Genomic DNA, 13,396 nt, shown 5'->3' with positions numbered 1-13,396 from the left:
GACAACAACTCCCAATAACTGGTAATGCCAGTCCTCATAATATCCCTTTAAGGACAACAAATCCTAATATCTGGGAAATCCAGTCCTCAAAACATCCCTTCACGGACAACAAATCCTAATAACTGGTAAATTCAGTCCTCATAACACCCCTTCAAGAACACTAACTCCTAATAACTGGTAAACTCAGTCCTCATAACACCCCTTCAAGGACACTAACTCCTAATAACTGGTAAACTCAGTCCTCATAATAACCATCATTCACGAACACTAACTCCTAATATCTGGTAAAATCTCTAGTAAACATTCGTTCATGGACAGTAAACCCTATTTGCTGGGATAATTCGACTATACATAGTTTAAGGACGACCTCAACATTATTTTTTATTCACTTCCCTGTACGCCTTGAAGAGCTCTTCAACTGGTATGCTATCTATTTTCATACCCGTCACATCACTCTCTTGGATCTCAACATTTCTTAGATTACAATTAATTAATTTACTTCCTTCAAGCTCGCATCGTTCAAATAAAATTGGCAATTTACCTTCTCCTAGATTAGTGTCACCGAAGTGTACCCCTCCTAATGTGACGAAAACCATTTCACTGTTTGAGAGATTTAAATCTGCAAACAGTGTATTTCTAAAATTAAGATTTTGAAACCTAGAATAACTTAGATTACAATTGTTAATATGACTGCTCATTAAATTGCTGTTACTATAAGAACTTGCCTCTAAATTCACTTGGTAGTACTCTGATTTTTCCATATTACAATCTTCAAACTGATTGCTTAGAATGTTCTTATTAATACCTTTTCTCTTCACATAATAGTATTCTTCCTCAGACTCGAAGCATCGTTTGTATCCCATTTTTTCATAGAAGAAATGATTATTAGTTTGTCTGCTAGATGTTTCAAGGTCCCACGTGCCTACATTAGTAAATTCTTCTTCAATTAAATTTATGACTCTTGAACCTATACCTAGCCCTTGATAATCTGGGGCAATAAAAATACGATCGATTCTTCCGTAAGATCTACCAGACACCGTCACAATAATTCCACCAACAATCACTTTTTTAAATAAAATCTTAAAATACTTCAGTTCTCTAATCATATACTTCGTCATTTCAATTGAAGCATATCCTGGGGGTTGAATATTGTAATCTATAATATTACCTTCGTGGTTTGACAGCCATTTCTTTTTTTCTTCATCAAAAGTCTGCTTCATAATTTCTGTTAATTGTTCAGCATCTGTAATCAATGCCTTTTTAATCGTTATATTCGACATTTAAAGCTCTCCTTTTCAGTGCACCCCTCGGAAAAATTCCAGGTTGTCCACTCCTACATATTCTTTAGTTGCCCTTGAAAAAAGACGCTACTTTATTGATAGTAAGCGCCTAATTACCTAGCTTCATTAAATTGGCTTAATTCCTTACTACCTGGAAAAAAAACTACTTCTTAACTATCTAGTTTCTCTTGAAGATCCAGCCTCATCTTCCCTTAATTATCACCCCTTACCTTACCTACTACTTTCCATGAATTATTAATTTCTTCCATTAAGAAAGTTGTATAATTAACCTCTAACACATCGCCATTTTCTTTATTGAAATCAAGACATTCTACCGTTACTCTTCTGTTATGGTCTTTGTAAAAGTCCTTCATAACCTGATACGTTGCTTTTCCATTATTGTATAATAAAGAGGAATGAGCATTTCTTTCACATTCTTGAACAAAATCACTAAAGTAATCCCAGTCAATTGGCTCTCTAATCACCTTATATATTGACTCTTCTGATAATAAGATCCACTGTTCTTCACTGATCAAATAATCACTTTCTACTTTACCCTCTAAAGCTTCCTGAATAACAAAGCCAGCTACTTCGTGTGGTTTTGTATACATATTCTTTATATAGCTATACCTTGCCCCTGAAAAAATAACTATAACTAAAATAGCTGTAACTAGAAAACTTGTCTTTTTCCTCACGTTCAACCAGAGATCACCTACCTTAATAGTTACAATTCTCTTAATAAATACCAATAACAATTATTTCAAATAAAGATAAAATTTACAATCTATTTTTAGCATAATCATGCCCCAAAAAAAATGGTGATAATTTCTTCAGACGTCTTAGGACCTTGTAAATAGACAAAAAGACGCTACCTATTATTCACGGTAATCGTCTCAATATCTTTATAATAGATTTTTCACCCCTCCGAAAAATCGCCTTTCTTTACCAAGTGCGCTCTTTACACCCTCACATTATCTACTCTATCCGTGATATTATTGAAATGTTGTGTTGCACCAATCAAAGAAATGATTGCTACAAACATAGGCGTAAAATAAGCAAATGAATAAAGAACGATAAAGTTCAATAGAGTGCCATTACCAAAGGAGTTTCCTAGTAATAGACTTCCTACAGCTATAGCTAAAAATAAAATTGGCAACAGGTAACGATTTTTTCGTTTAATTTTCAGGAAAACAATTGATAATCCGACGACCAAAAATAGAACTGCACCTAGCAACGTGACGTTCCACATAACGATCCAAAATTTTTCTATAACCCAACCTGCAATTAAACTAAGCCAGATTGCTAATGCACCAAGAGTAACTACTAAATTACCATAAGCTAGCACTTGCTTTTTTAAATAGAAAAATATAAAAGGACTTACTAGCAAGCACAATAATGAAAACCCAACCATATTAACCCTCCTTTTATAAATTTTATTAATTTAATCCGTCGTCCATTTTAAATTGGCCGCCTGGCCATTTTCTTTCATGTTTTCTAGTACGATCTCCGCTTCTTCTGTTAATTCTAGATCGCTAACTTCGACGATCGCCGCTTCGAGATCTTCTACTAAATCTCGAATTGGATAAATTTTCATTGCCTTTAAAACTAATCTTAATTGTTGTTCAGATGGATCGTTAACCAAAACATCTTTTAAGACAGAGTAATTTTGATCAACAGCATAGCTTTTTGATTGCAGTTCAAGATGACTATCAAGAATTGTAAAAATTCCGTTTTCGCTCATCAAGTCGGATAGTGAGAAAAAAGCTGTTTCAGCTAAGGTTTGCCCTTTTCTTCCTTTCAGAAGGTCTTTACATATTTCTATAAAAACACTCTCGAATTTTGAATATTCTTCTATGTCTTTGTTTTCTTTTAAAAACACTGAATAGGCATTTAGTGCTGCTGAGATCGTAGCTGCGGGTTCGTTCTCTTTATTTTTTAAAATTTCATAAGATAATTCGTACGCTTTTTCACTGTTAATTCTAGAAAGCTGCTTCAAACTGGCAAAGGCTACATCATCACCACCATCAGTAATAAATTGTATAAGTAATTCTTCATCGTTCGTATCGAATTCCAGGGAAGAAATAATCATTGGCTTAATTGTCTCATCTAGGTCAGTGTCAACTAATAACTGTTTAAAAGCTTCATTCGTACTATCAATTTCGTTATTATGGAGAAATACATTTAGCAGAATGAATTTTGTATCCATTGTATTTTTCGTTGATTTGATTTGTTCGACCATTTGTTCACTACTGAATTCAGACTTTTTCTCTTGCAATGCTACTGCCCAGTACAGTAGATCCCCACCTGAATAGTTTTCATCCTTCGTTAAGATGTTCATTTCATTAAGCAATTCTTCTTTTGTCAGTTGTTTTAGTTGTTCCATGATTTCGATTTCGTTTTTATCTTCGTACTTTTTAATCAGTGATGCGGCGTCTGCCTCACCTCCAGCTTTTGCCATAACAACAAAGGTCGTGACAATAAGAGCGATAAGACTTAAAACAACAATAACTTTCTTATAGTCCATTTTAGACATTTCAACCCACTCCCTTAATACTCTCTATTTTTTATATGTTACTTAGTTACGACTTAACTCATCAATACGTTTCAGCGCTTCTTCCTTATCAAATGAACTAAACCAGCGATAATCGTCTTTATCTAAAATACGGTAATGGTTACTAATCAAATTTTGTTGCAAACGGAAATTCCCTTTGTTAACAACGATTTTCCACCAAACTTTCCCTCCCAATGTTTTTTCTTTTGGTGTGCCAGCACCGTTACTTGCGATTAGCTGAACAAACTCAACTGGGCGATCTCCTATGACTGAAGTCAAAAATTCACTATGATTAAACAAAGCACAAAATGCAACAACTGTAGTCCAGTTGGCAGTTATCCTCCCTTTTTCAATTTGCACAAGTGTCTTTTTCGAAATGCCAAGCGTTTCAGCCATTTTATCTTGAGAAAAGTCCTGCTCTGTGCGGACAAGTTTCATTTTTTCTGATACCAACTTAATAAAAATTTCTCTTTCCATATGTAACCAATTCCTCCTTTAGTGTAATTTTACACTTTTAGTTTAATTTGTCAATAAATTTTTCGGAATTATTTTCCAAAAAAATATAGCTATGAGACTTATATTCTAGAAATAAAAAAAAACAGGGTTTCCCCTGCTCTCTACGTGTCGGAGGTGTGTAACATCCCTCTCCGTTCCCTGTATACTAGAAATAGCCTTTCATTAATTCGTTCATCCAATTTGGTATTTTTACATTTTCTCTACTATCAAAATCAGGAATGTAAGGTTTTATATCTAATACGATCGTTCCATCATTTGCATCTAAGCCCTTCACAGTAAGGATATTTTCTTTTACGGATAATAGCTCAACTACAGCAATTCCAATGGGGTTAGGACGATATTTCGTTCTTAGTGCAAAGCATCCCTTCTCTTCTAAATCCGCGATTCCTCTGGGCTTCCCTTTCCACTCATTACTGAATTGATCTCTAAAACGATCCATGTAGAAGATGACAATCGCATGAGAATATTCTTCCAATCCCATTAAACCATCTAAATAATCGCGATTAAGTTCTACCTTGGAAATAACCTTCCCCCAATTTTCATAGACTTGCTCATCAATCGTCGAGTAAACAGTACCTATAGATTTTAAGTTAACCGAATCCAACGTTCCTCCAACGTCCCTTCTAAATACTTACATTTGTTTTAAAGAGTGTGTTTATCGTGTTAAGCTCCTCTTCTCTCCAGAGCTTTTACCATTCTGATCAACCAGTACAAAATTATCCAAGGTAAAACAAATTTTGTGCTCCATTCAATGAAACTCATAAAAAAATTAAAAGAGTCTATCCCGAAAAAAGGCAAAGTAAAATAGATGATGATTAAAGCTAAAGCAGCAATTATAAAATTTTTCATTTTCTCCACTCCTTTAATGAACGTCTACGTCTAAAAGCAACCGATAATAATTTTTTCTTTGGTAATGCTATCGATGAGGTGACAACTATTATGCGAAAAACATTACTCTTATTCAGTCTAATATTTGCTATTTTTAAACATATCAACGGTATATGCTAAAAGTAGCAAGTCTGTCCAAATTCTTGATATTGAAAAAAGCGAAATAATAAAAACAGTGCCATCAAGCTCACTTGTACAATTTGAAGCAGAAAAGTTCCTTAAAGAAATTGATAGCGTAGTAAAAAAATTTAAACCTATCCCAGAAAGTGGTTATTTGATTAAAATTCCCTTAGAGCCTTCTTTTCATTTAGAAAATAAATGGGTGAATACACTAACCGATGAAATTATCGTTATTATTCCTGACGATGAAAATCCATACTTACTCACCTTTGATGATGAAAATAAATCCTGGTTCTTTACGATTAAACCGAGTATTAGTGAGTTACTAAATGCGTTAGACTTTTCCCCGTGAATCATGGGGATTTTTTTTAACCTTAAAATAAATTAACTCAGGGTCTCCTTCATCTAAATTTTCAATATAACCACTTTCTACAAACCCATTTGCAAGAAACACCTTTTGCATTGTAAGATTTGATTTATTCGTTGAAGAAAATATTTTATCAGTCGGTGATATCGCTACAAAGTTCTCCATAAGGGACGTTGCATGTCCCTTTCTTCTTTCTTGTGGTGATACTATGATTAAAGAAATAAAGCTACACTCAAAAAAATGAGTTTCGTATATTAAAAAGCCAACTACATTGTTTTGATTTTTTGCAACGATACATCTCGAATCTTCAATCGATTTCTTGATGTATTCACGTCTACTATCGTTACCAATGACTTCTTGATCGATTTGTACAATCTGATCGAGATCGCTTAGTTGAGCTTTTACCATTCGACTTCCCCCCCATATACCCAAACCTGAAGAGTTATTTTTGGTTTAGATTTACATTAAAGTATTCTGCTTTATAGAACCTATTCAACAACTCTAACTCAATTACAATTATTTCAAATAAAGATAATATTTACAATGAAAATTTCACAAAAAAAACCACCACCAAAATGGAAGTGACTAGAGTGCTGTATAAAGCATAGAGTTGAAACCTAGTGTGAATTGCTAACATCTAAAGTGATTTTCTAGTACTTTGAAATTCTCCCCTATAGTTAAACGACCATCGACCTTTAATACATTTAAATTTAAATCTATTGCTTCTTGATAGACTAGATTTGCAAACAACGCATCCCTTTTCATCCAGTTATCAAAAGCAACTTCCGGATCTTCAGTCTCCCTCAAGACATCTTTAATCCAAACTCTTTTTTGGTAGTATTCTCTTTGAAAACTTTCTGTAGGAATGATCCAGATTGCCTGATGATTATTAGTTAGAAAGGGTTGTACAAGTGAAGGTAATAATTGATTTCCTTCTACGATTATTCGTTTTTCTGGAATTTCGGCTAGATCGTTAATAACAAATGTAAAATCTTCTATGAATGTTTGCTGATAAAGGCTTAACTGTTCATCAATCTTCCTTGTATAAAAAGCTTCGTTAAAACTAATGGTCGCTACCTTGGACATAGCTGGATGTTTCTTTTCTGATATTTTTTTCAGGTGTTTTGGAAAATAATCATCACAACAATATAATTTTAGCTCATACTTGTCAGCGTAAGCCTGTGCTAATGTACTTTTACCAGCACAAGCTGAGCCTCCTATCCAATAAATTAGTTTTTCACTAAGCATATATTCACCCACTTTTAAAGATTTAAATTATTGTAAAATGAAATTAGATATTAAAATAAATTTAACAAGCTAGGATAAGAAACGACTACATAAATGAACTATTATATAGTTACCGGCCGGCAGTTTGAAATGAAAGGGGGCTTCGTATGGATTATGCTCAGCTTATTCAAAAAACAATAGATTTCATTGATGACCATATTACTGAAAAAATTTCTGTAGATGATTTAGCTAAAATTGCTGGTTTTTCAACCTATCATTTTTATCGTGTTTTTCATAGTTTTATGAACGTTTCAGTCATGGAATATGTCACGAGACGCAAGCTCCAATATGCTCTCTATGATCTAAACCGCGGGAAAAAAGTGATTGATATTGCGACCGAGTATGGCTTTGAAACACATGCAGGTTTTACAAAAGCATTTAAAAAGTGTTTTGGCTACCCACCAAACCTTTATCGCATTCATACACCTGTAAATCTACCACAAAGAATGTATGTCCAAAAAATTAAGCAAAATAAAACTGGAGGGATTATTATGCAACCAAAAATTTTGAAAAAGGACGCCTTCAAGGTTGTTGGCTATAAATTTAATACGACATTAAGAAACAATGCTCATACAAGAGACATTCCAAGCTTTTGGCATGAATGTGGCGTTGAGGGAAATAATTATGAAAGTCGATTATATGACTCACAACACCCACCTCGTCATGGCGAATATGGTATTTGTGTCAATACAAACGTCGATACCGATGAATTCTCCTACATTTTTGGTGTCGAAGTAACAAGCTTCGATAAAGCTACTGAAGAAATGTATCAACTCGAAGTACCTGCAGCAACATATGCAGTATTTACAACTCCTGCAGTGGAGGATACGAACTTCGTTGAATCAATCCAAGGAACGTGGAAATATATACTTGAAGAATGGTTCCCAGGCTCAGGCTATGAAATTGATGATGACAAACTAGACTTCGAGTTTTACGATGAACGATGTCACCCATGGGAATATGAAAAAATGTGTATGGAGATATATGTCCCAGTAAAATTAAAAAAATAAAACATTGATCCCGCTCCATTTAGATTAGAAAAAAAGCCATCTCATGTGAAATGGCTTTTTTCAGTTCATGTTAAGATGGCCGTTTAAGCTGGTTTCCACTTGACGTACTTTCAACAGCTTCACCTGCTTTTCTACTAAAATAGTAAATCACCAAGTAATAAATGGCTGCACATCCAATGATAAAAAAGCGAAACTCCCAAACTGTATAGGTTGAATAGTTAATTTTTTCATTTGCAGCTTCAATAAGGGAAGTGATGAACCAACCTCCAAATATTAATAACCCTATTAAGTACGATACTTTTTTTGTTTTCTTATCCATAACAAACACTCCTTCTGTCCAAAAATTCACAGTGGTTACTTTCTTAATTTTATCACATCACCTAGGTGCCAGGCACCAATATATTAACGTTTGATGAAAATTCGTGTAAAATATGTTAGTAAATGGTACTATTTACATAATAGATTGTTAATTTTAGTAAGTAGGGGGATATTTTATGGTTGATAGCACTAATAAAAAAATTAAGACTAACAAAAATACCAATCTTACTTTAAAAAATTTGTTAAATCATAAAGAACAGTTATATGATTCGTTATTCAATTACAACATTGATGGAATACTAGTTCTTGATTCAGTTGGAAATGTTATCGATGGAAATCCCGCCATTGAAAAAATAAGTGGCTACACAGTAGAGGAACTTAAGCACCTCGAACTAATATCTGGTGTCGCAAAAGAAGATCTCGAAAGAAAATTAGAGCATTGTCAAAAAGTAGCTCAAGGTGAACCACAGGTTTACGAAATGTCGATGTTTAACAAAGCAGGGAAAAAAATTAGATTAGTCGTTAAAATGATCCCGATCTGGAATGGTGATGAACAGGTTGGCATTTTTGAAATAATCAAAGACATTACCGAAGCTAAACAAATGGAAAAGCTCATGCATCAATCTGAAAAACTTTCATTAATCGGGGAATTAGCTGCAGGTATTGCTCATGAAATTAGGAACCCATTAACAACCTTGAAAGGCTTTATCGATATATTGGAACCTGAGATTAATAGTAAATATGCCGCAGTGATGAAATCAGAACTTGAACGAATTAACACCATCGTTAACGAATTTTTATTACTTGCAAAACCAAAAAAGATAAATATCAAAGCAAACCGTATAGAGAATATCTTAAATAATGTTATTTTTATGCTAGAACCACAGTCCCATTTAAAAAACATTCAAATCATTTCCAACATTAACGATCACGGTCACCTAGTAAATTGCGATGAAAATCAATTAAAACAAGTGTTTATAAATATTATCAAAAACGCAATGGAAGCCATGGCTGATGGTGGAAACATCTACATACAAGCTACTATTATAAATGAGCACATTAGCATTAAGGTTCAAGATGAGGGTTGTGGCATTCCAGAGGAAAAAATACAGAAACTAGGTAATCCTTTCTACACAACAAAAACTGAAGGAACTGGTTTAGGGTTATTAGTGACAAATAAAATTATTGAAAACCATAACGGACAAATTTCGATCAAAAGCGAATTGAATAATGGGACCTTGGTCGAAATCCTGTTGCCTCTCTGTTAGCTCACGTATATTTGAACTTTTCCAACATACATTAGATTAAAAAGATTGCTAAGCAACTTTGCCTAGCAATCTTTTTAATACATAAATAAGTGAAAATTCGTCCCCCTAAGGTGGACATTTTGCGATATTTGTCCATTTAGGGTGCCAGGCACCTATAATGCCACCTCTACTTATTGTATTTGTTGTCCAATTTTAGTGTTTTACGTGGTAAAGTCACTCTAAATGTTGTTCCTTCTCCGACTTTGCTTTCAAAGGTAATTTTTCCACCATGGTCGTTAACTAATTTATAGGTCGTAAGCATGCCCAGGCCAGTTCCTTTTTCCTTCGTTGAATAAAATGGCAGACCAATGTTCGAAGCAAGATCCTCTGGGATGCCACAACCTTGATCAATGACTTCTATTATAATATTATGTGCATCGTAATTTCTCATAGTAACGGTGATAACACCACTTTCACTCATCGCTTCAATGGCGTTTTTAATAATATTTATAAATATTTGCTTTATTTGATTACTGACACAATAGATTGAACCAACCTCTTCATAATTGAAAAAAATCTCCACGTTTTTCATAAGAGCCTGAGATTGAAGCAATGTAACTACATCATTAAGAATGACTCTTATTTCTTCATTACGAAACTCAATCGCTTGAGGCTTTGCTAAAAGCAGTAATTCACTCGTAATGACCTCTATTCGGTTCTTTTCGGATAACATAATTTCAATATAATTTTCGGGAATTTCATTTTTGCCCTTAATTAATTGTAAGAAACCTTTAAGTGTTGTAAGCGGATTTCGGATCTCATGAGCAATAGATGCCGATAATTGACCGACTAATGATAACTTCTCTGCATTCTCGATATTTTCCTCAGCAATTTTTTGTAAAGTGATATCTTTAGCAATCCCGTATTCACCAACGACTTCATTATCTATTGTAATTGGGATGTTTGTAACCTTAATATGGATTACCCTACCACTTTTACGAATGACTCTGCATTCAAAGTTTTGCGGTGTTCCCTTCGCTGCTTCAATAAAATGGTAGTTTACTTTTTCTAAATCTTCCTTAACGATCAAGGAATGATAGGACATATTGACCAATTCTTCTTCGCGATAGCCTGAAATTACTTCTAGCGCTTCATTTCCACTGATGAATTTCCCATCTAAGTCTAAATAAAAAACGGCATCAGGATTATTTGTAAATAAAGATTGATAAGACTGTTTCGTTCTTATGCTTTTTCTCTTCCTAGCAGTAATATCTAATAAATATAATGATAATCCTTCAGTTGAAGGGTAGACACGAATATCAAACCACTGCTTTGTATGTGGGTGGTAAAACTCAAAATTTACTGATTTCTGTTTCTTCATGGCAAACTTATATTTTCTATAGATTGGTAAATAAATCGATTCCGCAAATTCATCTAAGATACATTTTCCTAGTAATTCTTCTTTCGAACGTCCTAAAATTCGTTCTGCCTCTTTGTTTACGTAAATGAAATTCCAATTAGAGTCTAACATATAGAAACCATCTGTTACTCTACCTAATATCTCAAGGATGTCTAATTTATCGATATTCATAGGTACCCCCTAATTAATCCTATACTTATTTTCTTTTATAAAAAGCGTTCATTTTTCCGCTCTCACCCTGAATGAAAATAACGTCCGCTTTAAAGTTTCCCAGTTCTAAAAAGTTGACAGTCAAGAAATCAACCGAAATTTTTCACAAAAAAACGGAAACCAAATATTGTTTCTCAGCTATTTAAAAGTTTTCGTAGGCTTTCACTCTAGTTAGACCATCATTGCCTGGTAAATACTCTTTTCTAGAATAATAAAATCTAACTCTACTATTCGACAGGATTAGCAAAAAACCTTTTTTCATGAACAGGAAGGAATTTTTTATTATTGAAAGAAATCTATACAATTCATCTGTAGGGCATATAATGTAAAAAAAGGAGTGATTAATTATTAAATCAGACAGAAAAACAGCTATAATTCTAGGGTTATTGTTAGTATTAAGTTTTGTATTTGGAATACTTAGTTCTGTTCCAGCGTTAGAGTTTCCAAATTATCTTGGAGAATTGTCAGAAATTGAAATGCAAGTACTGATTGCGACTTTTTTTCAGGCAGCAATGTCAGTGGTATATGTAAGTATCGCTGTGTTATTTTATCCAATAATTAAAACATACAACGAAAGTTTAGCAGCAGGATACTTAGGTTTCCGGATTATTGGAGCCGGATTTCTCTTTGCGGGAATAGCCCCACTTCTTCTTTTATTATGGTTGAGTCAGAGTTATGTAACTACTAGCGAGATTAACTTATCGTATTTTCAAATTACTGGTGAATTGCTAAGACAAGGCAGAGATATTCTAAATCATATAGGAATGATTTTGCCATGGAGTATTGGCGGCTTGATACTCTATTACTGCCTATATAGAATTAGACTTATCCCAAGATGGTTATCCGCATGGTGTATTATAGGTTCGACATTTACTCTCCTTGCCACGTTATTGTTAATGTTGAACATCATAAATTTAGTGAGCCCTACCTACTTTATTTTAATTGCACCAATAGCCTTTGGCGAGCTTGTTCTTGCGTTACTTCTAATAGTCAAAGGGTTCAATCCAGGTATAAATAAATAAATCTGATTAAAATGGGGGTAGAAAATGAGAGTATTAGTACTTGGCGCAACCGGGGCTACCGGTAAACTAGTTGTCAAACAATTAATCAAAAGACAAATCAATACTAGGATTCTCATTAGAAAAAGTGCCGTTCTAGATAAAGAAATACAAGAAAATCCATTAGTGGAAATAGTCGTGGGAAATATCGACGAATTTAACGTTTCTGAGATAGATAGCCTTATAGATGAAAATAATGTCATTATTTCTTGTCTTGGTCACAATGTTACTCTCAAAGGGGTGTTTGGTAAACCTCGTTATTTAGTGTTTAATGCAATAAAAAGAATAAGTTTGTCAGTCAAAAAACAAGCTAACAAAAAAGTAAAGCTTATACTTATGGGGACTACAGGTTATACGAATTCTTTAATGGGAGAAACAAATTCCATGGGAGAAACAATAATCCACTCCTTACTGAAGCTTTTGCTCCCTCCTCATCGAGATAACCTCAAGGCTGCAAATTATTTGATTACCGAAATTGGTAATAAGGACGAAAAGATAGAATGGGTTGTAGTACGACCCGATTCATTAGTTAACCATGATGAAGAAAGTTCATATGAAATTTGCCAATCTCCTGTAAGAAGTCCAATATTCAATGCCGGTAAAACTAGCAGAATTAATGTAAGTCATTTTATGACTGAACTAGTGACAGTTGATAAAACATGGAAGGATTGGCAGTTTAAAACTCCAGTAATTTATAATAAATCGATAGATTAAAGAGAGAAATACGTTGGATTAAAATTTCTTTTTTTATGATACCAAAAGTGCGTCAGTATTTTTTTGGGAATTATATTAGTATATATTAAGTTTTTTTCAACACCTATTTTACAAGCTGAAATCGCGATTCATTAATTTGGTGAGCCCTTCCTACTTTATTTTAAATGCACCAATAGCCTTTGGCGAGCTTAGTCCTTCTTTCGAGCCTAATCCTATCCGTACTTTACTCAGGTTCAGACTACTTTTCTTCTTCTGAACCTGATCCTATCCGAACATAGCTCAGGTTCAGACTACTTTATTTCTTCTGAATCTGATCCTGTCCGAACCCTGCTCAGGTTCAGACTACTTTTCTTCTTCTCAGCCTAATCCTGTCCGAACCCAGCTCAGGTTCAGACTACTTTTCTTCTTCT

Annotated in this window: 16 protein-coding genes; 5 read left to right on the top strand and 11 right to left on the bottom strand. The window is 33.9% G+C overall.

All coding sequences use genetic code 11. From position 1 onward, the window contains the following. Positions 1-374: 374 nt before the first annotated feature. The 7 genes from ACK4M9_RS22070 to ACK4M9_RS22040 form a co-directional block, all read right to left on the bottom strand. A complete protein-coding gene (locus ACK4M9_RS22070; RefSeq protein WP_409854935.1) occupies positions 375-1,280 on the bottom strand; it encodes a GNAT family N-acetyltransferase in 906 nt (301 codons plus the stop codon). A 212-nt stretch (positions 1,281-1,492) separates the two neighbouring features. Next, the gene (locus ACK4M9_RS22065) at positions 1,493-1,981 is read right to left on the bottom strand and encodes a hypothetical protein (protein WP_409854934.1); all 489 of its coding nucleotides are present in this window, start codon (positions 1,979-1,981) and stop codon (positions 1,493-1,495) included. A gap of 257 nt (positions 1,982-2,238) precedes the next feature. Beyond that, positions 2,239-2,691, bottom strand: coding sequence for a hypothetical protein (locus ACK4M9_RS22060; protein WP_409854933.1), 453 nt, complete (start codon positions 2,689-2,691; stop codon positions 2,239-2,241). Between the two features lie 30 nt (positions 2,692-2,721). After that, complete coding sequence (locus ACK4M9_RS22055) at positions 2,722-3,813, bottom strand: hypothetical protein (protein ID WP_409854932.1); 1,092 nt, start codon at positions 3,811-3,813, stop codon at positions 2,722-2,724. Positions 3,814-3,855: 42 nt separating this feature from the next. Continuing rightward, positions 3,856-4,308 carry a helix-turn-helix transcriptional regulator gene (locus tag ACK4M9_RS22050; protein WP_409854931.1) on the bottom strand — a complete coding sequence of 151 codons (453 nt, stop codon included), beginning with the start codon at positions 4,306-4,308 and terminating at the stop codon, positions 3,856-3,858. 184 nt (positions 4,309-4,492) lie between these two features. Next, positions 4,493-4,951 carry a tRNA (N6-threonylcarbamoyladenosine(37)-N6)-methyltransferase TrmO gene (tsaA, locus tag ACK4M9_RS22045; RefSeq protein ID WP_409854930.1) on the bottom strand — a complete coding sequence of 153 codons (459 nt, stop codon included), beginning with the start codon at positions 4,949-4,951 and terminating at the stop codon, positions 4,493-4,495. A 59-nt stretch (positions 4,952-5,010) separates the two neighbouring features. After that, a complete protein-coding gene (locus tag ACK4M9_RS22040) occupies positions 5,011-5,196 on the bottom strand; it encodes a hypothetical protein (RefSeq protein ID WP_409854929.1) in 186 nt (61 codons plus the stop codon). A gap of 124 nt (positions 5,197-5,320) precedes the next feature. Between ACK4M9_RS22040 and ACK4M9_RS22035 the strand changes: the two genes are divergently transcribed. Next, entirely contained in the window at positions 5,321-5,707 is a 387-nt protein-coding gene (locus ACK4M9_RS22035; protein WP_409854928.1) for a hypothetical protein, read from the top strand. Here ACK4M9_RS22035 and ACK4M9_RS22030 read toward each other — a convergent pair. Then, complete coding sequence (locus tag ACK4M9_RS22030; RefSeq protein ID WP_409854927.1) at positions 5,690-6,130, bottom strand: GNAT family N-acetyltransferase; 441 nt, start codon at positions 6,128-6,130, stop codon at positions 5,690-5,692. The two genes, ACK4M9_RS22035 and ACK4M9_RS22030, sit on opposite strands and share 18 nt — an antisense overlap. 222 nt (positions 6,131-6,352) lie before the next feature. Next, complete coding sequence (locus tag ACK4M9_RS22025) at positions 6,353-6,970, bottom strand: hypothetical protein (RefSeq protein WP_409854926.1); 618 nt, start codon at positions 6,968-6,970, stop codon at positions 6,353-6,355. 146 nt (positions 6,971-7,116) lie between these two features. On the opposite strand from ACK4M9_RS22025, the gene ACK4M9_RS22020 reads away from it, so the two are divergent. Beyond that, on the top strand, positions 7,117-8,019 hold the full coding sequence (locus ACK4M9_RS22020) for an AraC family transcriptional regulator (RefSeq protein WP_409854925.1): 903 nt from the start codon (positions 7,117-7,119) through the stop codon (positions 8,017-8,019). Positions 8,020-8,089: 70 nt separating this feature from the next. On the opposite strand, the gene ACK4M9_RS22015 is transcribed toward ACK4M9_RS22020, so the two are convergent. Next, complete coding sequence (locus ACK4M9_RS22015) at positions 8,090-8,338, bottom strand: hypothetical protein (protein ID WP_409854924.1); 249 nt, start codon at positions 8,336-8,338, stop codon at positions 8,090-8,092. A 175-nt stretch (positions 8,339-8,513) separates the two neighbouring features. Here ACK4M9_RS22015 and ACK4M9_RS22010 point away from each other — a divergent pair, with 175 nt between their 5' ends. Next, positions 8,514-9,605: an ATP-binding protein gene (locus ACK4M9_RS22010; RefSeq protein ID WP_409854923.1), complete on the top strand. Its 1,092-nt coding sequence runs from the start codon at positions 8,514-8,516 to the stop codon at positions 9,603-9,605. 166 nt (positions 9,606-9,771) lie between these two features. On the opposite strand, the gene ACK4M9_RS22005 is transcribed toward ACK4M9_RS22010, so the two are convergent. Continuing rightward, the gene (locus ACK4M9_RS22005; protein WP_409854922.1) at positions 9,772-11,175 is read right to left on the bottom strand and encodes a PAS domain S-box protein; all 1,404 of its coding nucleotides are present in this window, start codon (positions 11,173-11,175) and stop codon (positions 9,772-9,774) included. A 425-nt stretch (positions 11,176-11,600) separates the two neighbouring features. Between ACK4M9_RS22005 and ACK4M9_RS22000 the strand changes: the two genes are divergently transcribed. Beyond that, positions 11,601-12,236 carry a DUF4386 domain-containing protein gene (locus tag ACK4M9_RS22000; protein WP_409854921.1) on the top strand — a complete coding sequence of 212 codons (636 nt, stop codon included), beginning with the start codon at positions 11,601-11,603 and terminating at the stop codon, positions 12,234-12,236. A gap of 24 nt (positions 12,237-12,260) precedes the next feature. Further along, on the top strand, positions 12,261-12,986 hold the full coding sequence (locus tag ACK4M9_RS21995; RefSeq protein ID WP_409854920.1) for an SDR family oxidoreductase: 726 nt from the start codon (positions 12,261-12,263) through the stop codon (positions 12,984-12,986). Positions 12,987-13,396: the final 410 nt, after the last annotated feature.

The sequence above is a fragment of the Anaerobacillus sp. genome (assembly GCF_046314235.1).
GTDB lineage: Bacteria > Bacillota > Bacilli > Bacillales > Anaerobacillaceae > Anaerobacillus.
Note: the sequence above shows the minus strand (reverse complement) of the source record. Positions and strands in the feature narration are given on the sequence as shown.